Consider the following 17,882-nt stretch of genomic DNA (forward strand, 5'->3'; position numbering starts at 1 on the left):
TCGCAGATAGCAAGGAATATAAGAATAATTCGGTTTTCTGCTTATTCTTGTTAAGTAAACAGATAGTTTAACTCATATACAGTTAGGTCCAACAGGATTAGGTTTATTGGCAAAAGATAGATTAGTTTGTATCTCAACATCACTTCTCTTAAACGAAGCTACAGAAGCGATGCATGAATCAGAAGAATTTCCAATGAATATTTTACCAACGAATATTATTACAGTTCTGTATGAGTTATTACTTGATAATGAAAGCTTACAGCCAGATTTCACTCCAATAGAAAAATCGGTACTTCGCTCACGTCTACCTATGGACATGAATTTTGACAAAGTAATAATAGATTGCATTGAACTCGGCTTTGTGGATAGAGTACGAGGTGGGTATAGACTTAATGTTAAAGGTGATATTGCAACACGTTTGTTTTCAATTGTTCATAGGGTTGTAAGTAAACCTAGTTTGTTTTCTTTCGAATTTTCGACACAGGGCACTTTGTAAAACCACGAAGCAACACTAAGCTAGCGGAGAACGATAGCTTAGTGAACTGCCTTTTCATCAAGACGTTATTTGATTGTCAATTATCAACATTACGATTTAGCATAGCCTAATAGTTAATAATGAATGGAAGAATTCTCCCCTTCATTATTAACTATTTTTTATTTTACACTAGGTACGTACGTCGCAGATATCATTGTCTAGAATATCTATTTGAAAAACCGTAAGTGATCTTTCATACCCCTATATATAAAAGCGTTTTCATTATTGTAAAAAGAAGTTAATGAATGTAAAGAGATGTATATGGCAGAAGCATAATCTCTTCAATCATAATAAAACTGTAGTTATTTATCTTGATATAGTTGAATGGGGGATGTAAATGAAAAAAATGAAATCTTTATTGTTTAAAGGAACCTCTATTGTATTACTCACTTCTGTATTCCTTTCTGCATGCTCAGGTAACAGTGATTCAAACAATGCAGGAAAAAAAACGAATAACAGTCACACTCCGACATTATCGGCAAATGATGAACCACTTGGTAAATATGATCCTCCAATTGCGTTGTCATTTGTTAGAGATTTGAATGACGTTGTGGAAAATAATGTACTTAGCGTTCTAGACGGAGAAACGATAGAGGACAATCGATGGTCGCGCATTTATGAAGAGGAATTGGGAATTAAAATTACGTATGATTGGATCGTTAAGGGAGCATCAACCTCTGATCAATATGTTCAGAAAATTAATATGACTCTTGCCTCAGGTGCTCTACCAGATGTAATTCCAGTGGATGCTACACAGTTGAAACAACTTGCAGATTCCGATCAAATTGAAGACCTTACAGAAATTTACGAAAAGTACGCTTCTCCGTTAACAAAAGAGGTTCTGTCGCAAGAAGGAACAAGCCCGTTTGACGCCGTTACTTTCGACGGTAAGCTTATGGCTATTCCGCAGCTTGAATCATCTATTGAGCGCTCTATGTATATTTGGATTCGGACAGATTGGCTGGAACATCTTGAATTGCAGCCACCTAAAACGATTGCAGATGTGTTAGCAATCTCGAAAGCGTTCAAAGAAAAAGATCCAGATCAAAATGGACAGAATGATACGTATGGTTTAGGTATTACAAAGGATTTATGGGGAGGCGCAATGGGATTAGAGGGCTTTATGGCAGCCTATAATGCGTATCCTAATATGTGGATTGAGAATGGAGAAGGCGAACTTGTCTTCGGAAGTGTTCAGCCGGAAGTGAAAAAATCTTTGCAGATCTTGCAGGCTATGCATGCAAACGGCGAAATTGATCAGGAGTTTGGTATTAAGGACGGAGGTAAGGTGTCCGAACAAATTGCAGCGGGGAAAATTGGATTGGAATATGGTGAGCAATGGAATTCGATCTGGCCGCTGCAACTTAATCGCAATAATGATCCAAATGCCCAGTGGCAAGCTTTCCCAATTGTATCTGAATCTGGAGAGAATCCCAAGGTTCCACTTAAATTCAGTACAACTCGTTTCTTTGCTGTGAAAAAAGGGATTGAGCATCCAGAGGCTGTTATCAAATTATTTAACTTGCACCTTGAGAAAAACTGGGGTGAAACAGCTGAGTTTGATAAATATTATGCACCACCAGAGGCAGAAAGTGTATGGCAATTATCTCCTGTTACACCGTACCCTGCAATGAAAAATGTTGACGCCTTCCGAGCAATTGATGCTGCTCGCAAGGCAGGAGATACTTCTGGCTTGAAGGGTGAAGCAAAAACGATTCAAGAGAAATTAGAGTCATTTACGTCAGGGACATCGGAAGGATTTGCACTTTGGGGCTGGGAGCGAATATATGGTGAACAAGGCTCGATGGGAATAGCTGATCAATATGATAAAAATAATCAGTTTCTAATGGAAAAATTTGTTGGCGCTCCGACACCTACTATGGTAGAACGCAAATCTACATTAGATAAGATGCAAACCGAAGTATTTACAAAAATTATCTTGGGTGGATCTGTGGATGAATTCGATCAATTCGTAGAGAATTGGAAGAAGCTTGGTGGTGACCAGATTACGCAAGAAGTGAATGAGTGGTATGCAACGAAAAAGTAATAGGTAAGGAACGTGCGGAGGTGGAAATGGAATTCTTCCTCCGCATTACTCTTATTCACTGATGTGGAGGATAAGTAATGAGAGCTAAACTAATTAAAGAACTGCCGTTACATTTGATGATATTACCAGGTCTAGTATTCATCGTAATGTTTTCATATATTCCAATGTCAGGTATTGTTATTGCCTTTCAGAAGTTCATTCCTGCCAAGGGATTGTTTGGTGATCAGAAATGGGTGGGATGGGATAATTTTGAGTATGTAATGAGCTTGCCAAGCTTTACACAGGTGATGTGGAATACTCTTTTTATAGCTAGTGTCAAGCTTATACTTGGTTTAATTATTCCAATTATATTTGCGATTTTATTAAATGAACTGAAAAATCAAGTTATTAAACGTTCCATCCAAACAGCAATATATTTGCCTTACTTCTTATCTTGGGTCGTACTAGGTGGGATACTAATAGATATTCTTTCTCCTTCTGGAGGAATTGTAAATGGTTTTTTAGGCATGCTTGGCTTACCCAAAATATTTTTTCTTGGAGACAACAACTGGTTTCCATTTACGTTAATTGGGTCAGATGTATGGAAAAATTTTGGGTACGGAACAATCATATATTTGGCAGCCATAACGGGAATCGATCCAGGGTTGTACGAAGCTGCAACAATAGACGGAGCTAACCGTTGGCATAAAGTATGGCATATTACGCTACCAGGGATGCGTATGGTTATTGTATTGCTATCGGTACTATCGTTAGGACAATTGTTGAATGCTGGGTTTGATCAGGTATTTAATTTATATAGCCCGCTTGTTTATGAAAGTGGAGATATTTTGGATACTTTTGTTTATCGAATTGGGTTACTGGATGCACAATACGGTGTAGCAACTGCAGTAGGATTCTTTAAATCAATTATCTCGCTAACTCTAATTTCTGTTTCCTATTTTCTAGCTTACCGATTTGCTAAATATCGTATCTTTTAGAGGAGGGCGCACGATGGAGAAGCAAGCTGAGCATGTAAAGTTAAGCAGCAAAAGATTTGAATGGTTCCCTTTTATAAATTCGATTGTGTTAATTTTAGTTGCTCTATTATGTATTTTGCCGTTAATTCATATTATTGCCGTATCATTTAGCTCCAGTGCAGCGGCTTCCGCAGGATATGTTAAGCTGTGGCCTGTTGATTTTACTTTCGCATCCTATCATTATACAGCTAGTCGAAATGAATTCTGGGAGTCTATGCTTGTCTCTTTGAAAAGAATTAGCATTGGGACGCCGTTAAATTTACTGTTAACGATTTTGATTGCTTATCCATTATCAAAGGAAACTCACTCTTTTCGTTTAAGAGTTTTATATGCATGGATATTCTTTATGACCATGCTTTTTAATGGTGGTTTAATTCCTTGGTATATAACTGTAAAGGAATATGGACTATTAGATTCGATTTGGGCGTTAGTTTTACCGAGTGCAGTTCCTGTCTTCAGTGTAGTTTTACTATTGAACTTCTTCCGAGAAATTCCGAAGGAGCTTGAAGAAGCGGCTCTTATGGATGGAGCGGGTCATTGGAGGGTTTTATGGACAATTTTTGTGCCTATCTCCAAGCCAGCACTTGCTACACTTGCATTGTTTTCTTTGGTTGAGCATTGGAACAGCTGGTTTGACGGATTACTACTTATGGGTAATCCAAATAATTATCCTTTGCAAAGTTATATTCAAACAATCGTTATCCAACAGAATCTTTCCAACATGTCGCGAGACGCTATGCTTAATCTAGCATTGATTTCAGATCGGACGTTGAAATCATCGCAGATTTTTCTAGGCTCTTTACCGATCATTTTGGCGTATCCATTCTTGCAGAAGTATTTTGTGAAAGGTATTGTGCTTGGTAGTGTTAAGGGCTAGCAGTCTAGTCATGAAAAAATTACTATGATTAGGCGGGGTTTCAACAATTAGTTTATCATATATAATGAAGAAAAATTGGGAGGTATCACCTTTGTTATACCGACTAGATTTTTCTCTTCGCAATACTATATTTCTTCGCTTACTCATTACCTTTCTACTCATTATGCTCCCTATTATGTTTTTTGGAGCTTACTTGTATCATTGGATTGTTCAGACGGCAAGAGAAGATATTACAAAAACGGCAGCATCTCAGCTCTCATTTTATATGACTGATCTCGAGAATGAAATCGAACGTATGAAGCTATTGGAATACAGTTTGCTAGATGATGATGATCTTAATAAACTTGCGCTAACGTGGGAAAGAATGGATACGATAGACCGGACTAACAGTATGAATTCATTGATCAAGAGGCTATTTACGGTTCAGAACAGCAGTATGTATATTGAGGATGTTAGTGTTCATATTGCAACTATTGGAAGGACGATGTCTGCTAATGAAGGGGTAAGGGATTTACAAGTTCAGCGTTTTCAAGAAATTAGATCGGTATTTGGCGGTCCAGGCTCTCATGTCATAGAATGGAATTATGGGCTATTTATAGGTGCAGTTAAGCAGAGGGGATTAAAGGGTGCTGAACCTTTATTCACAGTAGAAATTGAATTGAACAAGCAGAAGCTGCAGCAGGTATTGTCTCAATTCAATACTTATACAGGCAGCGGTACTGTATTACTATCAGAGAAGGCCAATGTTATGCTTGGAAGTCTTACGGGAAATCTTTCAAAGGTGCAATTAGCTGATTACCTTGAGCATATAAACAAGTTGAATACAGAAGAAAGCCAACTAGTAACGATAGCAGAGCAGCGCTATTACTATGTAATAGCGCACTCTTCTGACTTAGAAATTACAATTTATCGATTTATTCCTGAGCAAGTTGTCCAGCAGCCCTTGAATGAATTTTATAAATGGGGATGGATTTTTATTGTTGCAGCAATAGTAATTATCGCTGTATTTGCTTTTTCAACATATAGATTTATTCATAAACCAATGCTAACACTAGTGAAAAGCTTTAGAAAAATGGAACATGGTGATTTGGATATTTCTATAGCACATGAATCAAAGGATGAGTTCCGATATTTATATGGCCGTTTCAACCAAATGGTATCGAATTTGCGTGTCCTTATTGATCAGGCTTATAAACAGAAAATATTGGTGCAGCGAGCAGAGTTAAAGCAGCTACAATCTCAAATCAATCCACATTTTCTATATAATAGTTTTTTTATTCTTAATACAATGGTGCGCACAGGTGACGTAGAACGAATGGAACAATTCACGACTTTACTGGGTGAATATTTTCAATTTGTTACAAGAAATTCATCAGATTTTGTAACTTTAGAGCAAGAAGTACAGCATGCGAGAATGTACACAGAAATTCAGCAAATGAGATTTTCAAGAAGAATGAAAATAGAATTCAATGCGCTACCGACAGAACTTAATCAAGTACTTGTTCCTAGATTAATTGTACAACCAATAATTGAAAACGTATTCAAACATAGTTTGGAAAAACGAGTGAGTGCGGGGTTAATAAAAGTACACTTCCATCATAGTGCAGAGAGCATTGCTATTATTGTAGAAGATAATGGTGAGCAATTATCTAATGAAGTTCTAATGCGGATAGAGCAGGCTATTCAAGATACGAACGAGCACATCGAAACAACCGGCATGGTCAATATTCACCGCAGACTACAAATTACGTTTGGGATTGAAAGTGGACTAAAAACGGAGCGAAGTGAGCTTGGCGGACTAAAGGTTAAGCTCCTTTTTTCGAAGGGAGGTAAGCAAGAAAATGTACAGAATGTTAATCGTTGACGATGAGGAGATTATTACCGATGGCTTAATGGATATTTTCAGTAGGCTGGATATTGAGCTTGATTTGTATAAAGCCTATTCTGGTGTTGAAGCGTTAGAGCTGTTAAATCGTACAAGGATGGACATTGTATTGTCTGACATATGTATGCCTGCTATGGATGGTCTACAATTGATGGAAACGATCCGCTGGAAATGGCCTCAATGTAAAATTGTTTTCCTGACAGGACATAACGATTTTCAGTATATATATCAAGCCATTCAAGTACCGGGTGTACAATATATACTTAAAAATGAAGGTTATTCGAAACTAATCGAAGCTGTTCAACGTTCGTATGACGAGCTGGATAATGACATACGCACCAACCATTTAATTAATGATGCTACGGAGAAACTGAATATACTAGAAACACTTGCTCATGGTGATTATTTTAGATATTTGATTCACGAGAGTCCAGCACGACAAGCACTTAGCGAGAATTTTGGCAGGTTAAACATTTCGCTGAATTCTGAACTTCCAATACTTATCGTTCATGGAAATTTGGTCAATACGGATTTGGATTACTCCTATTCAGAACGACAGAATATCGCACTTGAGGTTAAATTTCTTGCAGAAAGTTTTCTGTCTGAGAGAACTACAAGTATTGGTATACTTGATCGATATGGTGATGTTATTTGGTTTATTCAACCGTTTCAACATATGACAGAAGGGAGCACGATATCCTTCGAACAAACGGTTATGTTTCTAGAAGGAACATTCGAGCTGATTCAGCAAGCATGTATGAGTTCACTTCATATTTCAATTTCTATTACCTTAAGTAATGAAGCTATTAGATGGGAGTCGCTTTCGGCTGCCTATGATAAACTTAGACAACTTCAGCATATGAGGCCTGGTGATGGAACAAGTATGGTGCAAAGCGTCTGCTTGCTTAATAGCTTGTCCTGTAGTTCAACAGATTCAGTTCGTGATCAATTACTAGGTAGTAAACTTGAAGCGTTAGCTGCACATTTGGAAGGGGGAAGGCAAAAAGATTTTATTAAGCTCTTTGAAGAGCTAACGACTTATTCAGTAGTACGAGGTAGAGATTGTCCATATTTGACGGAGGTATATTATGCCATTGCGCTAATGCTACTTTCTTATATCAATAGATGGGAAGTACAAGATAAGGTAGGATCCTTTAGTATGATGCAGCTGGAAAGCCATCGTTATTGGGTAGATGCATTTAGATTATTAAGAGATCACTCAGAAGCATTGTTTACAGCTAGAAAATGCGGGGAACAAAAGAGAGCTACAGCTGTCATAAAAAAAATACGCACCTATATTGAGTTGCATATTGCAGATGATTTATCGCTTATTCGCTTAGCCGATGAAATGCATTTCAATCCTTCTTATTTATCAAGATTATTTAAGCAAGAGTACGGGGTTAATTTATCGGAATATATTGAACAATCTAGAATTCGTAAAGCTAAAGAATTGCTTGCTGTTATTGAGTTGAAAATATCGGAGGTCGGTATGCGAGTTGGCTACGAATCTCCACAGTCATTTACTCGATTCTTCAAAAAGTTGACGAGCATAACTCCACAGGAATATCGTCAGTTTTCTGAGAGTAATACAGGAGCTTAACGAATATTGATTGTTATAGCCCATCTATCGAATTTCATTCGATAGATGGGTTATAGTGGTTACTTATTATTTTTTCTTACTGCACTACTCCAAAGCCTAGTATAGTAAAGCGCTTATCTTGATGACCTGCTGACATGCGAATCTCAACAGTATGAGTACTTGCTTCTTCCTCGTTGAATACAATAATAGGATGGCAGTGTGTCCATTTAATAAGAAGTGGATCTACCGTTTTTACTAGCTTACCGTCTACCAATATATCAGCACTTCCAAATTCATGACTACCGGTATCTTTATATATTAGTAGAAGACTTTTGCATTGCAGCTTCATGATAAAGCTATCACTTCCGGATTCTGAAGTGTGCATCCAGTTGTTAGGAAATTGAGGTGTGCGGATGGTTTGATCGTCTAGCCCCACCGCATGCAAATCAGTATCTGTTGCTTGGAAGCTACCCTCACAAATATGCGCGATATGTGTGTTATGAATGCGATCTAGAAGCGAGATATGAACAAAATCATATCCGATAATCGGCTGCTTGTTCAAGTCAATATCCTGTTTACTTTGGTCACTACGATCAGCTTCGGCAATTAAGTAACTTAGACAATCTGCCATTATCGTATGACCAGCATTTGTTGGATGGTAAATATCGTAAAAGTATTGTTGCTTCGTAATGACAAGTCCTTCTTGCTTTGTCAAACCAAATTGCTCGACTAGTGCATCCTTAACGCTAACCATCGGCAGATCATAATGCTTACCGACGGGGGAAAGTCGATCCTGCAAGTTCCAGTCATTAATAAATACGCTGAAAAGCAGAATCACAGCAGGCTCATTTTGCTCCTGAAGAGCTCTAAGTACTAGACTTTCGTAGCAAACTCCTTCAGTTTCATCTTCCGCATCATTAACAGCGAATTCAATAATAACGATATCTGGCTGGGAAGCGCCATGCTTTAGTACATCTCTTTCGTAGCGAATCATGCCAAGCTCTGATGGAGTTCCGCCTACTCCAGCTTTAATAAAGTGAATATGATCTCCATTATCTTTACCGTATTGCTGTTTGAAGTTAGTGTATGATTGATAGGCATAGCATGAATTTTGAATGGGCCTTGCGCTAGCACCTTCAGTAATCGACCCACCGATATAGGCTATGGTTACCTCTTCACCTTTTCGTGCTTTATCTATAGCTTTTTTCAATCGTGTGTTGTTTCCGAGCTGTAGTAGTGATTTGCTGATCATGTTGTGATAGGCAGGTGAATGAGGGTCAATAGTATTATTGTCTTCCTGTTGAGGAGACTCAAAGCCTTCATTAAAGTATAAAAATACACTTACTGTGGCTAACGCTCCTGCACGTGAAAATTCAAAGCTAAGCTTCCCTGGCACATCATCTTCTTCTGACCAATCGTAATCACTCAAAAGGATAATGACTTCAGATCCATCTGTTGGACATAACGTTTGCATACGTGTACCCGTCTCGTATTTGTTCGTCTTGCCCCAATTTTCATAGATGAAGGGGATACTTAGTTGATCCGTCTCAGCGCATTGAATAGATATACCGATACTGTGTACTAATTGGCGAAAGCCTTTGCAACTTTTTAATAGATCTAACAGCGTATCGTCGACAATTTTACTTGCATGTTTAGCCATGTCAACGAGACGACCTTCCATATAGATTTCTTGACGATAACTCCCGTCAGGTTGAGCGGTAGCTTCAATAATAGAATCTAATAGGAAATAAAAACCTTTTCTTGTTTTTATTGCATTCCGTAGGGAATCGTTTGCCACATATATCAATCCTTTCTTCAGTTTTATCTATATTTTAATGGGTACTATTTCAAATTTAAACCTGTTAAAGTATGTTAAGTGTCGCTAAACCTACATATTATTATGCGGCGATAGATTCAATGACTAGTGAAATTGAAAGGGGAAATTGAGATGAGTAGTACAACAACGTTATATCTAGATTTAGTGAAGGGTCGAGAAACTGTCCAAATTTATATTGATCGAAATGGACTTGATTATGATGGGCTGGAGCTTGTTGCGAATTCATTCGTGCAAGATGTACAGCTTATTACTAACAAAACGTTGAAGATTAGCTCCGATTTCCATGAACTTTCTGGGACGGTATTGATGATAGGCTCAGTAGGCAATAACGCGTTAATTGATCAGTTGGTACTTGAAAACAAACTTGATGTAACAGATATTCAGGGGAAGTGGGAAGTTTTCAAGATTGCATATATAGAACAGCCTTTGGCAGGAATTGATAAGGCAGTTGTTATCGTGGGAAGTGATAAGCGAGGTGCTATATATGGTACATATCATATATCTGAGTTAATCGGAATTAGTCCGTGGGTATATTGGGCGGATGTAGTGCCCGCAAAAAAAGAAAATCTTTCAATCGAAATAACTCAATTAAATAGGGTCTCCAAAGAGCCATCTGTAAAGTATAGAGGGATATTTCTTAATGATGAATGGCCATCCCTTGGAAATTGGGTGACTAATCAATTTGGTGGCTTCAATGAATTGTTCTACAGTAAAGTGTTTGAGTTAATTTTAAGATTAAAAGGTAACTATCTATGGCCTGCGATGTGGAGTGCCGTATTTAGTGAAGATGGGCAACGCTTTAACTTGGCTAATGCTGATCTAGCACACAAGTATGGAATCGTAATTGGAACCTCACATCATGAACCTATGTGTCGTTCAGGTGAGGAGTGGTCTAAGACATATGAGCAATATGCTCAAAATTATGATTGGGACTTCCGTGTAAATAGAGAAGCAATATCAAAATTTTGGGAAGATGGTATAGAGCGTAATAAAGACTTCGATAATATTATTACGCTAGGAATGCGAGGAGAACGTGATTCCTCACTAAGGCTTGATCTTTCTGAAAATATTGAACTTCTGAAAGATATTATTCTCACTCAGAAAAAAATATTACAAGAAAAGGAACTTGAAGATGCTCCAAAGGTTTTAATGGTTTATAAGGAAATTGAAAGATGCTGGCATGGTAATGATGAAGTTGAAGGATTGGAGAAATGGAATGAGTTAGAAGATGTAACGATTATGCTATGTGATGACAACTTTGGAAATGTACGTACACTGCCTAATGTCGAAGATCGCGATAGAAAGTCAGGCTGGGGAATGTATTATCATTTCGATTATCATGGAGGGCCTCGCTCTTATGAATGGATTAATTCGACACAGCTGGAGCGAACTTGGGAGCAGCTTACGATGGCCTACGAATACGGCATTCAAGATATTTGGATTGTGAATGTAGGAGATTTAAAACCTCAAGAACTACCAATCTCATATTTCATGGACTTGGCCTACGATTTTGATACGTATGGTAAAAATGGTAGAAACCAAACATCAGCTTATATTGATAATTGGGTGAATCAACAGTTTGGAGAGCATGTAACTGCTAAGAAACTAGAACAAATTTCGTCAATCTTAAAGGATTATACGAAAATGAATAGCAGCTGCAAGCCAGAATTGTTAGATCAGCATACGTATAGCACAGAGCACTATAATGAAGCGGAGCAGATTCTTGCAAAAGCGTTTGATTTGGCAAAACGAGCTAATGATGATGAGGATATTCCAGATGTTGCAAAAGATGCTTACTACCAGTTAGTTGGTTATCCTGCAGTTGCTACCGCAAATATTCATATCTTGCATACAAGTGTAGCCTTTAATGAAAAGTTTGCAAATCGTGAGAATCCTAGTAGCATTGCTAATTGGTATGCGAAATTGATAGAGCAGGCGATTGAAGCGGATCAATGGCTTGAGAGAAAGTACAACAAAGAAATTGCAAGTGGCAAGTGGAATGGCATGATGTCCTCACCGCATATTGGATTTGTTAGTTGGAACGCAGATGGCTGGCAGTATCCGGTAGCAAAATATATCGCACTCAATAAAGAAGGCAAAATGATCCTAGATGTTGAAGGGTGTCAGCAATCATATACGACTGGCGAAGCGATATTACCAGTTTTTACGAATATTAATAACGAAAGCTATAGTATGTTGATTAGTAACGGAGGTAGTGAGTCATTTTCATATTCTATTTCAACTAATGCGAATTGGTTAAATGTTGATAGTGATATTGGTAGCATTGATATTGGAAAGCAAATTATAGTATCCGTAGATTGGAGTAAACTGCAGTCTGACGCACACGCCGAATTAGTTATTAATGGTGCAGGTCAATCGATTAAAGTAAATGTTTTCGCGAAATGGATCAATGCAAGTGGGTTGTCGAACATGACCTTTATTGAACATAATGGTGTACTATCCATTGAAGCAGAACATTATTTCAATATATCCTCAAATTCGAATAGACAGTGGCAGCTAATTGAAAACTACGGGAAGCATTTATCAGCTTTAAAAGTGTACCCCGACGTATATGAGCCATTATCTATTATAGACGCACCATATATAGAATATAAGGTTCAAATTAATGAGCCAGGGGAGTATGCGATCACACTGTTTACTGCTCCAACGAATAATCTAACGACTGTTGTTGAACTAAAGTACGGAGTCACTGTCGATGACCATCAAGAGGTTATTGTTAATTCCTTGGCAGAGCACTATATTGCAGGTCATCCTAATAAGGGGAGCTGGGGTAGGGGAGTTATCGAAAACATTCATCAATCAACTTCCAATCATAATTTAGAACAAGGTGTTCACTCTATTAAAATTTACAGTATCGATGCCGGATTAGTTATTCAAAAGTTAGTTCTTGCGAAGCAAGAGTTACCTCATTCATGGTTTGGCCCACCAGAAAGTTACTATGTTGGGTGCAACAGACCTAACGCAAGATCAGTCGTGCAACCAGAAGAGTATTTGTCTGGGCTAGATTATTATTTGGAGATGCAAAATAGTAAGATGGTCTAGGTAAATGTGATGATGTGAGTTAGTTCAAAAATACAATGGCCATGTAGAGCTTTTAAGGCAAATTCTTCGGAGATTATTGAGACTGTAGACAAACTAGTTTGTCTACAGTCTTTTTTAATCTAAGTTGGAAAATACTATATTCGAATACATTAATCGTCCTGAACCTATCTTCTGCTGAATCTTCCGTATTTTCGAACACCTTTCCTTAGTGAGGGTTCTTACCATAGACGATAATAATAATGGCCATCCGGATCATGAAGTAACCGATTCTCCTGATGACTTCCTCCGTTTTTCTTCATCCATGGAGACTACGATAAGATTGTTCATGTAAACTAGAGTAGTGATTGAATAAACAGTTAATAAACATATGAGGTGAGACACAGTATGAATTATGAAGAAGTGTTTACCGTACATGTAAATATTATGAAAACGATCGAGCTGAAGAATGATGATGGAGATTCAGTTGTAATGATTTCATTCTCAGGCGATGTGAGCGGGAGATATTTCTACGGAGTAGTACTAGATGGGGGGATAGATACTCAAGTTATTAGGAATTACGGCGACCGCCATACCTTATCTGCAAGGTACATGCTTGAAGGAAAGGATCATACAGGAGAAGCCTGCCGAATTTACATTGAGAACAACGGTGATTTGCACAAACAGCGGAAGGATGGATCGTTCCGCACTTTCCCTATGATGGTTACGAATAGTAAAGCATTATCTTTTTTGAATCACGAACTTTTCGTAGGAGAAGGAGTGCAGACGGAGTCGGGAGTAGACATTATTATTTATAGATGGATATAATTTCAAGTGTTCTAGAAGGATAACTAAGCAAGTACAAGTGGCGGCATATCGTTATAGCCTGGGCGAATAACCCAGAAGGTGCTAACCTGTAATAACATAAGATGCATTTACTAATTTGGGTTCGTGAAATATTAGTAAAAAAAAGATAATTATATCAATAAATGGACGTTGCTTTAAGCTACCAAAATTCCGATAATTAATTTACAATAGTTATTTAAAAGTAGTTCAGCAGCCAATTCATATAAAAGTGTATGCGCTTTCTGAAAATATTAAATGTATCACCTTATTCACTAGTTATTTGTTAGTAAGGACGTAACGTGACTGCTCATTAAGCAGAAGGAGTAAACCTTGAATGTACAGACTACTGATTGTTGATGATGAAGAAATTATTACAGAAGCATTGTACGAAGTATTTAATCAATCCATGAGTGATGAATTAGATATATGTAAAGCATACTCAGCAAATGAAGCATTGAATTGGTTAGCACGAACGAGGGTTGATATCGTACTTACCGATATTCGTATGCCAGGTATGAGCGGGTTAGAATTGATGGAAGAGATTCGGATGTTTTGGCCAAGGTGCAGAGTAGTTTTTTTAACCGGTTATAGTGAATTTGAATATGCTTATCAAGCTATTCAAAGATTGAACGTTAGATATTTATTGAAAACAGAAGGCTACTCCAAGGTCACTCAAACTGTTCAGGAAGTTATTCAAGAAATTAATACTGAAAATCAAATGTATAATTTATTGCAACAATCACAAGAACAGATAGATATGATAAAATTTTTGGAGCAAGGTGAATATTTCAGACACTTACTACATGACAGTTACTCAACTGATGAACTCCAAGATTTGTTAGTGTTAGAGTTTGAAGGATTAAACATTGATTTAGATGCAAAAGTCCCTGTTGTGCTAGTTCTTGGTCACTTATCATATCCCTTTGAAGTAGCTTATGTTGAAAGAAGTGAAATGTTTTCGTTAACGAGAGCTATTTGGAATTCATTTATGGTAGATCAGATAAACTGTGTTACTCTAGTCGATAAACATGGTGATCTATTATGGTTACTCCAAACTTCAGAGCAGACAGATGAAAAATTTAGCAATCATTTAATTAGATATTTGGAGGGTACTTTAGAATTGATTCAACAAGCATGTTTAGAATCATTAAGTGTCTCTATATCTTTTACAATAAGTGGTAGCGCTTGTGGATGGAGCGAAATAGCAAAACAGTATGATCGGCTTAGACAGCTACAGAAGATGAAAATTGGTGATGGCATCTCGTTAATCCAAATTGATCGTAATGAGAAGACCAACATATCTAATTTCAATGAAGGGTATCGGCTCGGACCTAAGATGGAGGTATTGAGCGCGCATCTAGATGCAGGAAGGTCAGATAATTTTTTTACATGTTTTAATGAAGTTACGCAACAATCTTTACGAAATGGTGATTTAGTTCAACGCTCTGTTGAAACCTACTATTCAATTGCATTAATGTTACTATCGCATATTAATAGGTATAATTTACAACATAGTATTGGTGATTATAGTAAATTAATGCGTTTTGATGAACATATGTCTATAAAGGAAGCATTTCAATATTTGCAATTATTAGCTGAGCGAATGTTTAAACATAAAAGCTTAGATGAAAGAGATAGATCAACTATGATTATTGAGAAAATATGTAGATTTATTCAAGAGCATTTAAGTGAAGATTTATCACTTGTTCGTTTGGCTGAACTTTATTATTTTAATCCTTCTTATTTGTCACGTTTTTTTAAGCAGGAACATGGTATTAAGCTATCGGAATATATTGATGAATCTCGAGCTAGAAAGGCGAAAGAGTTATTATGTAATGGCGATCTTAAAGTTCGTGATGTTGCTTTATTAGTTGGATATGAAGCAGCACATTCATTTACTCGCTTTTTCAAGAAAGCTACAGGAATGACTCCACAGGAGTACCGAGATTCGATTATAGTGGAATGCTAGTCTCAGTAGTTGTGTAGAGTTTTACATGAAGAGTATAGTTGGCCATTAAGTCGGGCTGATTATACTTTTTTTAAGGAGAAAAGTCGAATTAGTTAATTCACTTATCTGATATCAACTATATTTACAAGGTATGTAACGGATTTTATACGGCTACTTTACCTTTTTATAAGCACTATACTTAAGGTAGTTATTGATTAAGGTATCGTAGAACAGGATGAATGGCTAAAGTACTCTATTGATAAATATAATATTGAGAGGTGTTCTGGTTCATTATGAATCAACTTGTTATCACTCTAATATTGTCATATCATATATTATTGTTAGCAACACTATTATAAGAGTGGAATAGAGTCAATATAAGATGTAGTGGTATAAACAGTAAAAAGGGGATCACACCTTCTTATGTGCGAAGGTTTAATGGAGTGAGAAATTAGTTGATACTAATGATGTAATAGTTTTGATAGCCTATTATGGACTATAAAGATTTGAACATTGATATTAAGATGAGTTTATCGAGAAATAAAATAATATCTTTATGAAAAGGGGGAGTCCTTTTGTACATATTTCTGATGAAATGGGTCAAGCTAATAGCTTTGACTCTATTGTTAATGCTGATAGTAATAGCTTGTGAGAATAGCCCGAACGGTATTATTGACGAACCCTTAGAACAGAACGAATATAGCAATGTATACGATGAGATTGGACTTAGTAAATATGATCCACCAATAGAAATATCTTTTGTTCGTGAAACGAGTGACGCTTTGGAAGATTTATTAAATGTATTACCTGGGGAAACATTAGAAGATAATAGATGGAGCCGAATTTATGAGGAAGTATTAGGCATTACAATTAATTACGATTGGAAAGCTAAGGGGGATTTATATAAGCAAAAGCTTAGTTTCTCCGTTTCTTCTGGTCAACTTCCAGATATAATTAAAGTTAGCTCAGAGCAATTGAGAATGTTGAGTAATGCAGGTTTAATACAGGATTTGACGGATATTTACAATGATTATGCGACACCACTAACGAAAAATATATTAGAACAAGAAGGAAGATCAACTTTTGATGCTGCCACAATTGATGGTAAATTGATGGCAATACCAGATACTAATTCCTCCATTGAAGGAGCGATGTATATTTGGCTACGAACGGATTGGATGGAGAAACTCAGATTACAGCCACCTCAAACGATGAATGATATATTGGAAATTTCGAGAGCGTTTACAGAAATGGACCCAGATCAAAATGGACAAGATGATACTTTTGGTTTAGCCATTTCGAATTATTTGTGGGACCCTGTTATGAGCATTAAAGGATTTATGGCAGGTTATGAAGCATACCCAGAACTTTGGATCGTTGATGATTCAAATAATCTTGTATTCGGTGGAATCCAGCCAGAAGTTAAAGCATCACTTTTAGCATTACAACAGATGTATAAAAATGGTCAACTCGATCCTGAGTTTTCATTTAAGAATGGTGAAAAAGTGAAGCAACAGATTGCAAGCGGAACAGTTGGGATGATGTATGGTGAGCAATGGGGGTCGTTTGTTGTGCAATACAGTCAAGAACTTGATCGTGATGCAGACTGGAAAGCATATCCTATTGTATCTTTGAGCGGTAATCCCCCAAAGGTTCCATTAAGATTAAGAACTTATCAATACTTTGCTGTACGCAAAGAATTAGAGCATCCAGAAGCAATTGTCAAATTAATTAATTTGCATCTCGAGAAAAATTGGGGTGAGACAGCTGAATATATCAAGTTTTATAGTTCTTCTTATCCAGTGTGGCAGTTATCACCAGTAACTCCATATCCAGCTCAAAAAAACTTAGAAGCTTATCGCCAGATAGCTGAAGCTCGTCAATCAGGGGATTGGACGGGGTTGAATGCTGAAGCTCGGTCTATTCAAAAGTTAATTGAGCAGTATTATGCGGGGGGAACAGATAAAGATCATGGTTGGGGTTGGGATAAGACTTATGGTGTAAATGGTGCCTTTTCTATCTTGGATCAATATGAAGCTAATGGTCAATTATTATATGAAGCATTTACAGGAGCTCCTACAGAAACGATGATCGAGCGAAAATCATTACTGAACGATCTGCAACATGAGACTTATATCAATATCATCCTTGGTAATTCTATTGATGAATTTGATCAATTTGTAGAAACATGGCATGAGCTAGGTGGAGCAGAAATAACAAAGGAAGTTAATGAATGGTTTCAACAAAACAAATGATTTAAGTGGTAATCTAAA

General features: G+C 37.1%; 11 protein-coding genes. 10 read left to right on the forward strand and 1 reads right to left on the reverse strand.

The genetic code is table 11. From position 1 onward, the window contains the following. Positions 1 to 106 precede the first annotated feature (106 nt). The 6 genes from NV377_RS12915 to NV377_RS12940 all read left to right on the forward strand — a co-directional run bounded on the left by NV377_RS12915 (position 107) and on the right by NV377_RS12940 (position 7,960). Positions 107 to 496 (forward strand): hypothetical protein, encoded by a 390-nt coding sequence (locus NV377_RS12915; protein ID WP_258199338.1) that lies wholly within the window; start codon positions 107 to 109, stop codon positions 494 to 496. 376 nt (positions 497 to 872) lie between these two features. Next, positions 873 to 2,582, forward strand: a complete 1,710-nt coding sequence (locus NV377_RS12920; RefSeq protein ID WP_258199339.1) for an extracellular solute-binding protein — start codon at positions 873 to 875, stop codon at positions 2,580 to 2,582. 77 nt (positions 2,583 to 2,659) lie between these two features. Then, entirely contained in the window at positions 2,660 to 3,559 is a 900-nt protein-coding gene (locus NV377_RS12925; RefSeq protein ID WP_258199340.1) for an ABC transporter permease, read from the forward strand. Positions 3,560 to 3,572: 13 nt separating this feature from the next. Further along, a complete protein-coding gene (locus tag NV377_RS12930) occupies positions 3,573 to 4,475 on the forward strand; it encodes a carbohydrate ABC transporter permease (protein WP_258199341.1) in 903 nt (300 codons plus the stop codon). Positions 4,476 to 4,566: 91 nt separating this feature from the next. Next, positions 4,567 to 6,339 carry a sensor histidine kinase gene (locus tag NV377_RS12935; protein ID WP_258199342.1) on the forward strand — a complete coding sequence of 591 codons (1,773 nt, stop codon included), beginning with the start codon at positions 4,567 to 4,569 and terminating at the stop codon, positions 6,337 to 6,339. Next, entirely contained in the window at positions 6,317 to 7,960 is a 1,644-nt protein-coding gene (locus NV377_RS12940; protein ID WP_258199343.1) for a response regulator, read from the forward strand. Before NV377_RS12935 ends, NV377_RS12940 begins: the two co-directional genes overlap by 23 nt. Before the next feature lie 76 nt (positions 7,961 to 8,036). Here NV377_RS12940 and NV377_RS12945 read toward each other — a convergent pair whose 3' ends face one another. Beyond that, the gene (locus NV377_RS12945) at positions 8,037 to 9,737 is read right to left on the reverse strand and encodes an SGNH/GDSL hydrolase family protein (protein WP_258199344.1); all 1,701 of its coding nucleotides are present in this window, start codon (positions 9,735 to 9,737) and stop codon (positions 8,037 to 8,039) included. Between the two features lie 150 nt (positions 9,738 to 9,887). Between NV377_RS12945 and NV377_RS12950 the strand changes: the two genes are divergently transcribed. The 4 genes from NV377_RS12950 (at position 9,888) to NV377_RS12965 (ending at position 17,864) form a co-directional block, all read left to right on the forward strand. Then, a complete protein-coding gene (locus tag NV377_RS12950) occupies positions 9,888 to 12,839 on the forward strand; it encodes a glycosyl hydrolase 115 family protein (protein ID WP_258199345.1) in 2,952 nt (983 codons plus the stop codon). A gap of 384 nt (positions 12,840 to 13,223) precedes the next feature. Beyond that, a complete protein-coding gene (locus NV377_RS12955) occupies positions 13,224 to 13,643 on the forward strand; it encodes a DUF3237 family protein (RefSeq protein WP_258199346.1) in 420 nt (139 codons plus the stop codon). 352 nt (positions 13,644 to 13,995) lie between these two features. Then, on the forward strand, positions 13,996 to 15,630 hold the full coding sequence (locus NV377_RS12960) for a response regulator (protein WP_258199347.1): 1,635 nt from the start codon (positions 13,996 to 13,998) through the stop codon (positions 15,628 to 15,630). Between the two features lie 569 nt (positions 15,631 to 16,199). Next, positions 16,200 to 17,864, forward strand: a complete 1,665-nt coding sequence (locus tag NV377_RS12965; protein ID WP_258200332.1) for an extracellular solute-binding protein — start codon at positions 16,200 to 16,202, stop codon at positions 17,862 to 17,864. Positions 17,865 to 17,882 lie beyond the last annotated feature (18 nt).

The sequence above is a fragment of the Paenibacillus endoradicis genome (genome assembly GCF_024721975.1).